At 31.5% G+C, this 14397-nt stretch carries 16 protein-coding genes, 7 tRNA genes and 3 rRNA genes; 22 read left to right on the forward strand and 4 right to left on the reverse strand.

The annotated features are described in order from the left end of the window. The 11 genes from Ctaglu_RS23290 to Ctaglu_RS23340 form a co-directional block, all read left to right on the forward strand. Positions 1 to 117 (forward strand): 23S ribosomal RNA (locus Ctaglu_RS23290); the annotation flags it as partial. A gap of 161 nt (positions 118 to 278) precedes the next feature. Further along, positions 279 to 395 (forward strand): 5S ribosomal RNA (rrf, locus tag Ctaglu_RS23295). Between the two features lie 5 nt (positions 396 to 400). Beyond that, positions 401 to 475: transfer RNA gene (locus Ctaglu_RS23300), tRNA-Glu, on the forward strand. A gap of 10 nt (positions 476 to 485) precedes the next feature. Further along, positions 486 to 569: transfer RNA gene (locus Ctaglu_RS23305), tRNA-Leu, on the forward strand. Positions 570 to 579: 10 nt separating this feature from the next. Continuing rightward, positions 580 to 653, forward strand: a tRNA-Gly gene (locus tag Ctaglu_RS23310). A 16-nt stretch (positions 654 to 669) separates the two neighbouring features. Beyond that, positions 670 to 746: transfer RNA gene (locus tag Ctaglu_RS23315), tRNA-Arg, on the forward strand. A 9-nt stretch (positions 747 to 755) separates the two neighbouring features. After that, a tRNA-Gln gene (locus Ctaglu_RS23320) sits at positions 756 to 830 on the forward strand. A 4-nt stretch (positions 831 to 834) separates the two neighbouring features. Continuing rightward, positions 835 to 910 (forward strand) — tRNA-Lys (locus Ctaglu_RS23325). A 10-nt stretch (positions 911 to 920) separates the two neighbouring features. Further along, positions 921 to 995: transfer RNA gene (locus Ctaglu_RS23330), tRNA-Glu, on the forward strand. Between the two features lie 158 nt (positions 996 to 1153). After that, positions 1154 to 1846, forward strand: coding sequence for a DNA/RNA nuclease SfsA (gene sfsA, locus Ctaglu_RS23335; RefSeq protein WP_125006263.1), 693 nt, complete (start codon positions 1154 to 1156; stop codon positions 1844 to 1846). A 105-nt stretch (positions 1847 to 1951) separates the two neighbouring features. Continuing rightward, entirely contained in the window at positions 1952 to 2509 is a 558-nt protein-coding gene (locus Ctaglu_RS23340) for an NAD(+) diphosphatase (RefSeq protein ID WP_125006265.1), read from the forward strand. A gap of 128 nt (positions 2510 to 2637) precedes the next feature. Here Ctaglu_RS23340 and Ctaglu_RS23345 read toward each other — a convergent pair whose 3' ends face one another. Genes Ctaglu_RS23345 through Ctaglu_RS23355 form a run of 3 tightly spaced genes read right to left on the reverse strand, consistent with a single transcriptional unit; the run spans position 2638 to position 3412 of the window. Then, positions 2638 to 2982 (reverse strand): hypothetical protein, encoded by a 345-nt coding sequence (locus tag Ctaglu_RS23345; RefSeq protein ID WP_125006267.1) that lies wholly within the window; start codon positions 2980 to 2982, stop codon positions 2638 to 2640. 2 nt (positions 2983 to 2984) lie between these two features. Next, positions 2985 to 3104: a DUF1576 domain-containing protein gene (locus Ctaglu_RS26545; RefSeq protein WP_125006269.1), complete on the reverse strand. Its 120-nt coding sequence runs from the start codon at positions 3102 to 3104 to the stop codon at positions 2985 to 2987. Continuing rightward, a complete protein-coding gene (locus Ctaglu_RS23355) occupies positions 3104 to 3412 on the reverse strand; it encodes a DUF1576 domain-containing protein (protein WP_125006271.1) in 309 nt (102 codons plus the stop codon). Before Ctaglu_RS23355 ends, Ctaglu_RS26545 begins: the two co-directional genes overlap by 1 nt. 213 nt (positions 3413 to 3625) lie before the next feature. Here Ctaglu_RS23355 and Ctaglu_RS23360 point away from each other — a divergent pair, with 213 nt between their 5' ends. The 8 genes from Ctaglu_RS23360 (at position 3626) to Ctaglu_RS23390 (ending at position 9663) form a co-directional block, all read left to right on the forward strand. Continuing rightward, positions 3626 to 4339 (forward strand): hydrolase, encoded by a 714-nt coding sequence (locus tag Ctaglu_RS23360; RefSeq protein ID WP_125006273.1) that lies wholly within the window; start codon positions 3626 to 3628, stop codon positions 4337 to 4339. Positions 4340 to 4370: 31 nt separating this feature from the next. Beyond that, positions 4371 to 4532, forward strand: a complete 162-nt coding sequence (locus tag Ctaglu_RS25630; protein WP_164952451.1) for a hypothetical protein — start codon at positions 4371 to 4373, stop codon at positions 4530 to 4532. 136 nt (positions 4533 to 4668) lie between these two features. Next, the gene (locus tag Ctaglu_RS23365; protein ID WP_125006275.1) at positions 4669 to 4857 is read left to right on the forward strand and encodes a hypothetical protein; all 189 of its coding nucleotides are present in this window, start codon (positions 4669 to 4671) and stop codon (positions 4855 to 4857) included. A gap of 31 nt (positions 4858 to 4888) precedes the next feature. Beyond that, entirely contained in the window at positions 4889 to 5077 is a 189-nt protein-coding gene (locus Ctaglu_RS23370) for a hypothetical protein (protein WP_125006277.1), read from the forward strand. Between the two features lie 312 nt (positions 5078 to 5389). Next, complete coding sequence (locus Ctaglu_RS23375) at positions 5390 to 6463, forward strand: pyridoxal-phosphate-dependent aminotransferase family protein (protein ID WP_125006279.1); 1074 nt, start codon at positions 5390 to 5392, stop codon at positions 6461 to 6463. A gap of 138 nt (positions 6464 to 6601) precedes the next feature. Continuing rightward, on the forward strand, positions 6602 to 7513 hold the full coding sequence (locus Ctaglu_RS23380; protein ID WP_125006281.1) for a D-2-hydroxyacid dehydrogenase: 912 nt from the start codon (positions 6602 to 6604) through the stop codon (positions 7511 to 7513). A gap of 26 nt (positions 7514 to 7539) precedes the next feature. Further along, positions 7540 to 8784, forward strand: coding sequence for a DUF1015 domain-containing protein (locus tag Ctaglu_RS23385; protein WP_125006283.1), 1245 nt, complete (start codon positions 7540 to 7542; stop codon positions 8782 to 8784). A gap of 111 nt (positions 8785 to 8895) precedes the next feature. Then, positions 8896 to 9663 carry a tRNA threonylcarbamoyladenosine dehydratase gene (locus tag Ctaglu_RS23390; protein ID WP_125006285.1) on the forward strand — a complete coding sequence of 256 codons (768 nt, stop codon included), beginning with the start codon at positions 8896 to 8898 and terminating at the stop codon, positions 9661 to 9663. Positions 9664 to 9748: 85 nt separating this feature from the next. Here Ctaglu_RS23390 and Ctaglu_RS23395 read toward each other — a convergent pair whose 3' ends face one another. Further along, entirely contained in the window at positions 9749 to 10954 is a 1206-nt protein-coding gene (locus tag Ctaglu_RS23395; RefSeq protein ID WP_125006291.1) for a class I SAM-dependent methyltransferase, read from the reverse strand. 426 nt (positions 10955 to 11380) lie between these two features. On the opposite strand from Ctaglu_RS23395, the gene Ctaglu_RS23400 reads away from it, so the two are divergent. From Ctaglu_RS23400 to Ctaglu_RS23410, 3 genes are all read left to right on the forward strand, one after another. Next, the gene (locus Ctaglu_RS23400; RefSeq protein WP_125006287.1) at positions 11381 to 12571 is read left to right on the forward strand and encodes an MFS transporter; all 1191 of its coding nucleotides are present in this window, start codon (positions 11381 to 11383) and stop codon (positions 12569 to 12571) included. Then, positions 12558 to 13499 (forward strand): GNAT family N-acetyltransferase, encoded by a 942-nt coding sequence (locus Ctaglu_RS23405; protein WP_125006289.1) that lies wholly within the window; start codon positions 12558 to 12560, stop codon positions 13497 to 13499. Before Ctaglu_RS23400 ends, Ctaglu_RS23405 begins: the two co-directional genes overlap by 14 nt. Positions 13500 to 14049: 550 nt before the next feature. Next, positions 14050 to 14397, forward strand: a 16S ribosomal RNA gene (locus tag Ctaglu_RS23410); the annotation flags it as partial.

The following is a 14397-nucleotide window of genomic DNA, read 5'->3' on the forward strand; positions in this document are numbered from 1 at the left end:
CGTGCGTAAGCACGGTGTTAGTAAGACTCCTGGAAGAACACCAGGTTGATAGGTTAGAGGTGTAAGCATGGTAACATGTTCAGCTGACTAATACTAATAAGTCGAGGGCTTGACCTTAATATATATAAAGCGAAAATTTCACTGTGCAATTTTGAGAGAATATTTTTCTGTAAAGAAAAAAATTATCTCTATATAGGGATAATAATGAGAAGATATTTTATATCTAGTATCCGTAGTCAACGACGGTAGATTCTCAATTATTGTTTCTAAAAAACAAATCTGGTGATTATGGCATGAATGTAACACCCCTTCCCATACCGAACAGGTAGGTTAAGCTTCAATGCGCCAATGGTACTGCAGGGGTAACTTTGTGGGAGAGTAGGTTGTCGCCAGGTCATAAGGCTCCTTGGTCAAGCGGTTAAGACACCACCCTTTCACGGTGGTAACAGGGGTTCAATTCCCCTAGGAGTCACCATATATATATTGCAGATGTGGCGGAATGGCAGACGCACTAGACTTAGGATCTAGCGCTTTACGGTGTAAGGGTTCAAGTCCCTTCATCTGCACCATATTTATTAAGCGGGTATAACTCAATGGTAGAGTGTTAGCCTTCCAAGCTAATTACGAGGGTTCGATTCCCTCTACCCGCTCCATTTTATTTTTTAATATGTGTCTTTAGCTCAGTTGGATAGAGCAACGCCCTTCTAAGGCGTGGGCCGGGGGTTCAAATCCCTTAAGACACACCATTATATTGTTGGGATGTCGCCAAGCGGTAAGGCACCACACTTTGACTGTGGCATTCGTAGGTTCAAATCCTGCCCTCCCAGCCAATATGGTTTACTAGCTCAGTTGGTAGAGCACATGACTTTTAATCATGGTGTCCGGGGTTCGATTCCCCGGTAAGCCACCAAAATTTATAAGGCTCCTTGGTCAAGAGGTTAAGACACCACCCTTTCACGGTAGTAACAGGGGTTCAATTCCCCTAGGAGTCACCATAAGAAAAGTCCTTGCATTTGCAAGGGCTTTTTTGATTACATTTTTTTTGTTTTATAAGATAATGATCAATGTATCCACATAAAACACTATCATAACTGTGGATAATGTTGATAACTTTTATAAATTAGTGTATATTTATAAAAATGGAGATGAAATTATGTTTATAAATAAAAGAGTTTTTGTTGCAGAATTTATAATAAGACCAAATAGATTTGAGGCTTACGTAAATTTAAATGGCGAAGAATTAATAGTTCATGTTCCTAATACAGGAAGATGCAAGGAGATATTAATTCCTGGATCCAAGGTTTTATTAAGAGAAGAGCTTAATCCTACTAGAAAAACACTATATGATCTAATTGCAGGATATAAAAATGATAAAATCATTAATATAGATTCACAAATTCCTAATAAAGTTGTTGATGAAGCCTTAAAAAATAATAAAATAGAAAATCTTATTAAATACAATATAATACAAAAGGAAAAAACTTTTGGAAATAGTAGATTTGATTTTAAGCTATCTAATGATATGGGGGAAGATTATTATCTTGAAGTAAAGGGAGTTACATATGAGGTAGATGGTAAAAGTATGTTTCCGGATGCACCTACAGAAAGAGGAAGAAAACATTTATTAGAGCTTATAGAGGCTAAAAAAATGGGTTTTGGAGCTGGAGTACTTTTTCTTATTCAAATGAATAATATAGATGATTTTTCTCCCTATGATGATATGGATGGAGCTTTTGGACAGGCATTAAGGCTAGCGTACAATGAGGGTGTTGACATTTATGCTTATGAATGTGAAGTTGGTGAAAAGTTTATAACTTTAAGTAAGTCAGTTAAGGTTGTTTTATAATTATTTTTATACATCTTATTGATAATTGTTTTAAAATAAGCAATAATTGAACTAGATTTAAAATAAGTGGTTGAAGAATAAAATAGAGGTTAGGGAGGGAAAATTTTGAAATTTATATATTGCCCAATTTGTGGAAAACAATTAATTGAAAAATACAGCTGGGATGAAGGTGGAGTTCCATATTGCCCTGTGGATGACATTATGTATTTTGACACACCAAAACCATGTATAGTAGTTGCAGTTACGAAGGGTAAAGAAATTTTACTTCTTAAACAAAGTTATACTTTCAAGAACTCCAAGGTATTGGTATCAGGATATGTAACCAACGGAGAATCTGTTGAAGATACTGTATACAGGGAAGTTAAAGAGGAAACCGGAATAACTGTTGGCGATATAAAATATTTGGGAAGTGAATATTTAGCTTCTAAAGAAATTATAATGCTAACTTTTAGGGCTGTGTATATTGAGGGGGAAATAAATAAGTCCTCTGAAGTTGATTGGGTTGATTGGGCAAATATAGATGATGCTCTCTGCGAAATGAGTGAAGACGAAATAGGAAAAAGGGTTGTTAGAAAATTGCTAAAGGAAATTAAATATAAGGGAAAAAAAGCTTATAGATGTGATATAGAAACTGATTGTTCAGATATTATAGAAGAAGAGTAAATTCTTATAAAATAATAATACGTGGAGTTAGGTTAATTAATTATTTCAGAAGGAGGACCAAGCAAAAATCATTGCTTGATCCTTTTTCCTAAATTGTAAAATAATAAAAAATAGCTAATTAGAGTTTTTTATGGAATTCTAGTTAAGAGTATTTCAAGATACTCACCATCAACATAAGTTATGTGAGCTTCATCAATCATCATACCTACAAGAGTGAGCTCTGAATAAGAATCATTATCACCTGTAAGGTTCCAATAGTACTCTTCCATTTCATGACACCTTTGCGCATTTAGGGATATTTCTAAAAGTTCAAGGTCTTCCTTGGATATAGTTAGGGTTTGTGCTTTTATAAATATGATTACTTTTTCATTTTCTTTATTTATATCAATATGAATGTTTTCTGAACCATGGTTATAACAATAGCCCATTAATTCATTTACTATTTTTATATTTCTTTGATGTGTATGCTTCAATATTATTTAAGCTCCTTTCTAAATGCAGTAATAATTGGTATAAGGATTATACATACCATTCCTCCTGCAAAACCGTTGTTATATAAATTTAAACCCCCATGAAGATAGGCAAGATTCATCATTAAGCAAATGTGCAAAAAACCTGCAAGGCATCCATTGTAAATAGTGCAGCTATAGTGGAACCATTTGGTTTTATTCCGACATATATAAGAAGTGATATGGAGGCTAAAACTACTAGTGACATATTAATAAAAGTAGCACCAATGCCTGCAAGTTCTATGTAATCTGTTATTAGTATATTAGATTCAAAAAGTATTTTTTTAAAGCCTAGGAGAATTTCCGTTGGTGTGTCCATAACGAATGCCAAAATTATGAAAAATAAACATAAGTAAATAAACATATAATAGGTTGAATGGATTTTTCTGTGCATTAAAGACCTCCTTAATATGTAAACTTAAACTCTATGTAATTATTTTATAGTAATTATAAAATAATTGCTAGTATAAATAAAATAATATAAGTATTATGGGTAGAATTAATTATCCAATGTAAGTATAATTATATTTAAGATATTGATAAAAAATTTAGTCTAATAAAAATGAGAATGAATATTTTATAAATAAAAAAAGGAAGAAGGACAAAAATGGAAAAAAACATTGAAAATAAAAATTCAAACAAAAAAGTACCTCAAATAAAAGGAACTTTGAGAAGTCATATGATAGAGCTACCAAGTGCAATAAGAGATGCCAGTGGTATTGTAATATTTGGGAAAAGATTAAAGTCTTTTGTTTTTACGACAGATGTAGCAGTTATAAGAAATACAAACGCTGATGCAGTTATTGCAGTATATCCATTTACACCTCAGCCTATAATAACAGAGGCCTTACTACTGGCAGCAGATGTACCAGTATTTTGTGGTGTTGGAGGAGGAATTACTACAGGGAAAAGAGTAACAAATTTAGCATTGGATGCTGAATTTAAAGGGGCTATGGGAATAGTAGTTAATAGTCCAATATCTAATGAAGTTGTAACACAAATAAGGGAGACTATAGATATACCAATAATAGTTACCATTGTATCAGAATTTGAAGATATAGAAGCGAGAATAGATGCGGGAGCAACTATACTTAATGTCTCAGGGGCGAAAAGAACAGCTTATATAATTAGAAAAATAAGGGAAAAACATCCTGACTTCCCAATAATCGCAACAGGTGGCCCGAACAATGCAAGTATAATAGAAACAATACAAGCAGGAGCTAACGCGATTACTTATACACCGCCAATAGTAGCAGATATATTAAATGAAATAATGATTAAGTACAGAACAAAGTATGAGACAGAGAATAAAGAAGAATAGTATATTATAAATTAAACAGGTAGGTGATAAAATGGCTGTAGGTGGAGATAATTGTGATAAATGTCCTGAAGCAGAAACAAAAGAATGTGATGGAAAAGCTTCTGACTGCATTTGTAAAAGATGTCCAAGAAATTTAGGACAGTGCCTAACTACAAAATACTGCAGAGAAACGGAATCTATAATTAATATATAATTTTAAATAACATGTACAAGCTACTAAAACATTTTGTGTTTAGTAGCTTTTTTATATTTTAAATACTGAGAATTAAAAATCTAAATAAAAGGAAGACTAACATTAATACATAAAACTATAAATGTTGGAGGATATTATGGTTTCAAGTGAAATAAAAATGAGAGTAGCTCAGAATTGTAATGGATATAGACCAGTATATTATATGAGACTCGTGAATAGCATCACTTATGGGTCTGAAAGTTGTAGTAGTTGTGTTAATTATGTAAGAGAAAAGTGTACAGAGGGATTATTTGATGAAATTAGGGAAACAATAAGTGTAAATTGACTATTTTTAAATTATAAGGAGGAGTAGTATTATGCCAAACATAGAACAGATGTCCCATGTAGCAAATAGTTGTGATGGTTATGACTCAGTAGGTACAGGATTTCAATCTTCAATAGGTACACCATTTAGCAAAAGTTGTGAAAATTGCAATCATTTAAAGAACAATAAATGTGAAGTTAATTTATACGATAAAGTTTTAGCAGGACTCGATCAAGGTTAATGCAGGTAATAAATCACTAGTATTCTAATTGTAATTTTTAAAAGGCGGTTTTTACCACTTAATGTAACGAATATGTTTCGTTATATTAAGTGGTATATATTACATTTTAAAATGCTATTATAGCAGTGAATTGAATTAATATTTTAGAATAGATATACTATATATAGAATATTGCTAAAATTATCATAATATTTATTTCTATCATATTGAGAAAATTATGTTTAAGTGTTAAAATGAAAGTGGTTATTAGACTTCAAGAAAAATTACAAAATGAATAAAAAATAGCAAAATATAAAATTTGGAGGGTAAATTATGCATAAAAGATTATTTATACCAGGACCGGTAGAGGTAGCAGACGATGTACTTCAAAAAATGGCTACTCCTCAAATATCACACAGAGGTAAGGAAGCATCTGCATTACAAAGAAACATAAGTGATAAAATGAGAAAAGTATTTAACACTAAAGAAGAAATACTACTTTCAACTAGTTCAGGAAGTGGACTAATGGAAGGTGCTGTTCGTTCATGTACAGCAAAAAGAGCAGCAGTATTTTCAGTAGGAGCATTTGGAAACAGATGGTTTGAAATGTGTACATCTAACGGAGTACCAGCAGATAAAATTGAATCTGAATGGGGACAACCAACAACTCCAGAAATGCTTGAAGCAGCATTATCAACTGGAAAATATGATTTAATAACTATTACTATGAATGAAACTTCAACAGGACTTATGAATGACATGAAAGCTCTTTCAGATGTATATAAAAAATATCCTGAAGTTGTAGTATGTGTTGATACAGTAAGTAACGCTGCTGGAACAGAAGTAAAAGTAGACGAATGGGCTATAGATATTTGTATTACTTCAACTCAAAAATGTTTAGGATTACCTGCAGGAATGGCTATTTGTTCATTCTCAAAAAAAGCAGTAGAAAGAGCTAAACAAGTTACAAACAGAGGTATATATTTCGATTTATTAGGAATGTATGATTACATACAAAAGAAAGATTATCAATATCCATCTACACCATCACTTGCGCATATGTTTGCACTAGATTATCAACTAGATAAGATACTTGCAGAAGGTTTAGAGAATAGATTCGCTAGACATATTGCTGGTGCAGAGCTTGTTCGTGCATGGGCTAGAAAATACTTTGAAGTATTCCCTGATGAAAACTTTTTGTCAAATACATTAACTAACATCAAAAACACAAGAGAAATTAATGTATCTGACTTAAATAAGAAATTAGGAGAAAAAGGCTTTATGATTTCTAATGGTTATGGAAAATTGAAAGATAAGACTTTTAGAATAGCCCATATGGCTGAAACTACTCCAAAAGAAATAGAAGAGTTATTAGTACTAATTAGCGATATTTTAGGACTTAAATAATGAAAAATTAAGAATGAAAAATTATAATGTGATTTTTCATTCTTAATTTAACTTTAAGTAATCATTGAAAATAGTATACTTTACCGAAGTGAACCATTAAAGTATAACGTTTTCTTTATATAAAAGAGGAGGATTATCATGATTAGAGTATTAGTTACTGATGGTATGGAGAAAAGTGCTATTGAAGAGTTAAGAGCTAAAGGATTCGAAGTTGTTGAACATTTTTATGAACCTGAAGCTTTAGGTGAAGCGTTAAAAGATTTTGACGTAATTGTGGTTAGATCTGCAACAAAGGTTAGACAACCAATAATAGATATTGCTGCAAAAGCAGGAAGATTAAAGCTTGTAATTCGTGGCGGAGTTGGCGTTGACAATATAGATGTAGCATATGCCATAGAAAAAGGTATAAAAGTTTCTAACACTCCAAATGCAAGTAGTGCATCTGTAGCTGAACTTGCCCTTGCTCATATGTTTGCTATATCAAGATTTATTAATATTTCTAATGTATCTATGAGACAAGGCAAATGGGATAAGAAAAAATATGAAGGCGTAGAAATTAGCGGAAAAACTTTAGGTCTTGTTGGATTCGGAAGAATATCAAGAGAACTTGCTAAAAAAGCATCTGCACTTGGTATGACAGTTATATATACAGATATAATAGGGAAAGCTAAAGATTGTGATGAATATGAATTCTGTGAATTAAATGATGTTTTAAAAAGAGCAGATTATCTATCATTACATATACCATTCTTTAAAGAGCAAGGAGCTCTTATAGGAAAGGATCAATTAGCTATGATGAAGGATGGTTCATTCTTAATCAATTGTGCTAGAGGTGGAGTAGTTGACGAAGCTGCATTAGTAGAAGCATTAGATAATGGTAAACTAGCAGGAGCTGGAATAGATGTTTTTGTTGAAGAACCAACTAAAAATGAAGCACTAGTTAACCATCCTAAGGTTTCTGTAACACCACATATTGGTGCTGCAACTAAAGAAGCTCAAACAAGAATAGGTAGTGAAATAAACAGCATTATTTGCGATCTTTTCAAATAAATTAATTAATCACAGGAGGAATAATCATGGCAGTAGTAAGACCTTTTAAAGCGTATAGACCACAATTAGATTTAGTAGAGAAAGTATCAGCTCTTCCTTATGATGTTATGAACAGTGAAGAAGCTAGAGAAATGGTAATAGGGAAACCTTATTCATTTCTACATGTTGATAAACCAGAGGTAGATTTGGAACCAGGCATAGACGTTCACAGTGAACAAGTTTATCTTAAAGCTAGTGAAAATCTTAAAAAAATGATTAATTATAAAGTATATATGCAAGAAGAAAAACCTTGTTTGTATATTTATAGACAAATAATGAATGGAAGACCTCAAACTGGTATAGTTGCGTGTGCTTCAATTGATGATTATATAAATGATATAATTAAAAAACATGAGTTAACAAGAGCAGATAAAGAGCTTGATAGATTTAATCATGTAGATTATACAAATGCTAATACTGGACCAATATTCTTAACATATAGACATAAAGATGAAATAGATGCTTTAGTGAAAAACTGGACAGAAACAAAAACACCAGTATATGATTTTAAATCTGAAGATGGTGTGTCTCAAATTATTTGGGTTATAGATGAGGAAGAGGTTATTAATAAACTATCAGCTCTATTTGCTGGAACAGATTATTTATATATAGCTGATGGTCATCATAGATCAGCTTCAGCTGTTAAAGTTGGACTAAAGAGAAGACAGGAGAACCCATCATACACAGGTGATGAGGAATTCAATTTCTTCTTATCAGTTATATTCCCAGACAATGATTTATATGTAATGGATTATAATAGAGTTGTAGCAGATTTAAACGGAAACTCATCAGAAGAATTTATGAACAAAGCTTCTGAAAAATTTGATATTACTCTATATGAAGGTGAAGGTCAATTTAAACCAGAGGTTCAAAGAACATACGGAATGTTCTTAGAGGGAAAATGGTATAAACTAGCTGCTAAAGAAGGAACCTTTAATATGAAGGATCCAGTAGATAGATTAGACGTATCAATACTTCAAAATAATTTACTAGAACCAATTCTAGGAATTGATGATCCAAGAACAAACTCAAGAATTGATTTCGTAGGTGGAATAAGAGGACTTTCTGAACTTGAAAGAAGAGTTAAGGGCGGAATGAAAGTTGCATTCTCTATGTGTGCTACAACTATGGATGATTTAATGGATATAGCAAATGCAGGAAAGACAATGCCTCCTAAATCAACTTGGTTCGAACCAAAATTACAAAGTGGAATATTTGTCCACGAATTATAATTTAACGAAAGACCACGCATATGCGTGGTCTTTTTGTGTATTTAGGGTATAATACAATTATGAAATTGATTTTTTTATAACTATATTATATATTACAAAGGAGAGAAACATATGCCACAGCATTCATTGTCAAGAACAGAGTTATTAATAGGTATGGATAGTTTAAACAAATTACAAGAGAGTAAGGTAGTGGTGTTTGGAATAGGTGGAGTTGGTAGTTATACAGTTGAGGCACTAGTAAGAGCTGGTGTTGGAAAATTGGTATTAATAGATGACGATACAATATGTTTAACAAATTTAAATAGGCAAATACATGCTACATTTAAAACTATAGGTAAAAGTAAGGTTTTAGTAATGAAGGATAGAATTCTTGAAATAAATCCTAAATGCGAAGTTATCACTCATGAAACTTTTGTAACAGCGGACAATATAGGAGATATTATTACGCCAGATACAGATTATGTTGTAGATGCTATTGATACAGTAACTTCAAAAATAGCTTTAGTGGAATATTGCAAAGAGCAGAGTATCGATATTATATGCTGTTTGGGTACAGGGAATAAATTAGATCCAACTTTATTTAAGGTTGCAGATATTTATGATACGAAAGTATGTCCACTTGCAAAGGTTATGAGACATGAACTTAGAAAGAGAAATGTTGACACTCTTAAGGTGGTTTATTCTGAGGAAATTCCTATAAAGCCAAAGCTGGACGAGGTTATAACATGTAAAGAAGGATGCGTATGCACCGGAGGATCAAAAAAATGTGCTATAAAAAGACAGATTCCCGGTAGTATATCCTTTGTTCCTCCAGTAGCAGGTATGATAATTGGTGGAGAAGTTATTAAGGATTTAATTAAAGTGAAAGATAATATTTAAAACTATGGATAATGATATTAAAATAAAGATAAGAGTGGAAATTAATGCACTCTTATCTTTATTTTATTTGAAATTAACTTTATGGTTATACTTCCCAGTCGTTTAAAAATGAGTATAATGCAGGATAAACATTTAAACTACTCATTAAAGATATATATTCATCCATAGCCTTATCATTTTCAGTGGAAGTTCTTATAGCTCTTATCATTGTGTTTTTAGGTGTTTCCAGTGGAGATATATATTCCACTACAGAAACCTCGTATCCTTTAGCTTCTAACATCAAGCAGCGCATTCCATCTGTTAAAATATCTGCCATTCTTGTTTTAAATACACCCTGCTTTAGTATATTTTTAAATGGTTCATAAGAATATTGGCTTAAAAATTCTTTATGGCAACAGGGAACAGCAACTATTACATCGGAGTTTACTCTTATCCCTAGGGCTAATGCCATATCTGTAGCAGTATCACAAGCATGCAAGGACAATACTACATGTATATTTTTAGAAGGTTCATAATCTTTAATATCTATAGCTTGGAATTCCATATTTCTATAATTTAAATTTTTGGCCATAATCCTGCAAGATTCTATTACAGATTCAGAGTAATCTAACCCAATGAAATGGCATTTTTTTCTTTTAACTTCTGTTAAATAATAGTTAAGTACAAAGGATAAATAAGATTTTCCACAACCACAATCTAAGATATTTACTATTTCATTTTTAGGAAGTTTATCTAAAATTCCTTCTAATAGTTCTACATAGCGATCGATTTGATTATATTTTCTTATTTTATCATTTTTAATTTTACCATCTTTACTCATTATTCCTATTTCTTTTAGTAAATTATCTGCGCTACCAATCTTTATATAGTAATCTCTATTTAAAAGGGTGGAAGTAGTTCCACGAGTACTGGCAGACGCTGATTTAGAAGAAACATTATTTGAGTCCTCCGCATCTATAGGATCTACATCTAAGTTCTTCATAGTTACATTTTTATTATCAGCAGATATTAGAATCACAGAGCCCCTTTCACTATAAATTAATGATAAACTATCATAGCTTTCAGCTTCTTTAATTATGTTAGAAAATAACTGAGATATATTTAAAGTTTCTGTTTTGCCATTAAAATTATACTTAATATCTCCATTGTTATAGAGGCCTGTTCCTTTAAATTCCTTTAGTCCAGATATGTAGGTGGTATTAACTTGCTTGAATATTGAGGAGTTTTCAGAGAATCTATTTTCAAGACCCATTAAAAAAAGTTTTAATTTATTAATATTTTGCTTATTTATTGTGCTCAACCCTTTCGTTTATAATTATGTGAAGTCTATATTACAAGTATAGCAAAAATTTAAAGGCTATTAAATAAAAATATGATATTATAGTTTTAACGACATTTCAGAAGGAAGTCTCCTACTTCTATAAGTGGGAGTCCTGTACTATAACAAAAATAAAACTTCAGTGGGAGTTTAAATCTCCTTCTGGAGTCGTTAATTGCAGCTCCGCAGGAGATGATTTAACCATAAAATAGAGTTAAAAACACAAAATTAACAAAATGGGATATTGATTGTTTACTATATTTAACCATAATAATTTATGCTATAATAAATTTGATTAATGAAAATAAAAATGAAGTTGCAATAGAGAATTAAGAGAGATGATTCCTCAGACTACTAAAACTAGGAGGACACCCTAGAGGACTATAAGGAGGAAATTAATTGAAAAACAAAAATAATGCTATAGTTATAATTTTTCTATTTATCGCTATGGCGCTAAATGCAATGGCTGAAAATACTAAAGGAATATTTATACCATCTTTTAAATTGGACTTTAATATAGATAATACTGGTATCGGAATAATGATTTTTATTGGTTCCTTAGCATACATATCGTTTTCTTATATTGGCGGTATACTTTGTGAAAAGATAGGACAAAAGAGGGTTATTATATTAGGGCTCAGCTGTATGGTCTTATCACTGGCATTAATGTCGGTAGTCCACAGTTATACATTTTTTTTAATAGATATGTTCATTATGAATATAGGACTTGCACTTACAAGTATATCTATAAATACATTAGTGCCAGTATTACTTCTAAGTTATCAAGCAATTCTTATGAATGTAATTCATTTTTGCTATGGCGTAGGTGGGGCTACAGGGCAAGCGCTAGGTGGAATATTAATGACCAAGGGATTTACTTGGAGGAATATATATCTAGGAATATCATTGCTATTTGTAATACTACTCATAGCATTCACTTTTATAAAAATGCCTCATACTCATAAATATAGTGAAAGCAATAAAATAAACAAATTGGAGCTGTTAAGAAATAAAGTAATTTATTTCTACGTATTTGCATTAGGATTTTATGTATTTTCGGAGGTAGCTACAGTAAGCTGGCTTGTGAATTATATAAAAGATAATTATAAATATAATAGCAGTAAGAGTGCTTTTTATAGTGTTATGTTTTTAGTTATATTTAGTATAGGGCGATTAGTTGGGGGATTTGTAGTTGAAAAGCTAGGATATTTAAAAACAACAATGGGTTCTCTAATAATTGCAGTATGCTTATTCACCTTAGGACTAGTTGTTGGAGAAAAAGGGCTTATAATAATATCTGTTTCAGGTTTGTTTTTTGCAATAACCTTTCCAACACTTGTGCTTACCATAAGCAAGGTATTTAAACAGAATACTGCTTATATAACAGGAGTGATAGTTACATTAACTTCTTCAATTAATATGTTGCTTAACTTAGTAATAGGTAAACTAAATGATAGGGTTGGTACTTATTTTGCCTTTTATATGATACCGATAAGTTTAATAATATCAATTATTTTTATATACCTTATTTATATAAATACAAAAAGTAAATTTACTCTAGATAGTGGGGTTAAAAATGAACAAGGGTAAGTATGTAAGTTTAGAAGCTCTAAAGGGAAATGGGAGAGAGTACGTAATAAAAGACAATGCTTATATTATATTAGGAAGAATATTTATAATAGAATTAGATAAACAAAACAAATTTTGTCAATTTAGATTGAAGTTTCATAGAAACAATAATGAAAGTTATGAGTATTTAAAAGATACATTAAATCTTATGTTGAAGATCTTGTTCAAAAACATGGGAATAAACAAAGTAAATGTCATAGCTCATGAAACCATAAATATAAGTGCTTTTACTGATTTAGGCTTTGAGCTAGAGGGTATTATAACAGACAGTGTAGTAAATAAATCTGAATACCAATCAGAGCTTATGTTTGGTATAAGTAGTTTTGCTTTTAATAGAAGTTTAATAGAAAAAGGTTTAGAGATTAAACGTATAAATATTAAAATTCGGGCATTAACTCCTGGAGATGCGGAAGATGTGTTAGATTATTACTTAAGAAACAGAGAATTTCTAAGGCGATTTGAACCTTCTAGGGATGAGGGTTTTTATACAATAGATAGTCAGAAGCGTACTTTAACAGAGAGTTACAAACAATTTTTAAGAGGTACTGGTGTTAATTTAGGTATATATAGTAGTAATAAACTTATTGGAAAAATAAGAATATCTAATATAGTTATGGGTGTTTTTAAAAATGCTTTTATAGGTTATTCTTTGGATGAAAACGAGCAAGGCAAAGGATATATGAAGGAGGCAGTTAAACTTGTAGTAGAATATGCTTTTGAGGAATTAGAGCTACATAGAATAGAAGCAACTACTTTAATAGATAATGAAAAATCACAAAGAGTTTTAATAAACTCTGGTTTTAAAGAACTTGGTATAAGTGAGAAGTACTTATACATAAATGGTGAATGGAGAGATCACATGGTTTTTTATAAGGTTAAAGATAGTTAATTAGTTTATAAAATAGAAATTTTATTTGGGATTAAAACAGATGCAATAGTAGGTATTTTTATAAATTCAGGTGTTTGGGATGAGTTTATAAGAATATCTGTGTATACTAGTCCTAGTGTATCTATATAAGAAAAACGTCGAATAAGTAAGTACGTAAGATTATTGTGGACTTATATTGAGATAAAAACTATATAACTTAAAATAGATATAATTAATTATGATAGAATAATAAATGTTGTTGCAGTTTAGCAGTGACAAAGCAATCATTGTAGCGTAACAGAAAATTTAATTTAAATATTAAAAAACTGTTGACAGATGATTAAACAACTGATAGAATAGTAGAAGTCGTCACATGATGACGAAGCAAGTTGGTCTTTGAAAATTAAACAGAGAAATAGGTAAAATAGCGAAATAACATTTCGCTTGACCAGTTAATTACTTTAGATAAAAAAGTAATTTTAGTCGTAAGACTAAAAAGTATGTAATGAGCTTGCGTAACAACTTAACAGTTGTCGCAGATTATTCATTTCAAATAAAAAGTGTAAACTTTTAAATTGAGAGTTTGATCCTGGCTCAGGACGAACGCTGGCGGCGTGCCTAACACATGCAAGTCGAGCGATGAAACCCTTCGGGGTGGATTAGCGGCGGACGGGTGAGTAACACGTGGGTAACCTGCCTCAAAGAGGGGAATAGCCTCCCGAAAGGGAGATTAATACCGCATAATATGTTTTGATCGCATGATTGAAACATCAAAGGATTTTTCTTCGGAAAATTCCACTTTGAGATGGACCCGCGGCGCATTAGCTAGTTGGTGAGGTAACGGCCCACCAAGGCAACGATGCGTAGCCGACCTGAGAGGGTGATCGGCCACATTGGAACTGAGACACGGTCCAGACTC

Source organism: Clostridium tagluense, assembly GCF_003865095.1.
GTDB lineage: Bacteria > Bacillota > Clostridia > Clostridiales > Clostridiaceae > Clostridium_AD > Clostridium_AD tagluense.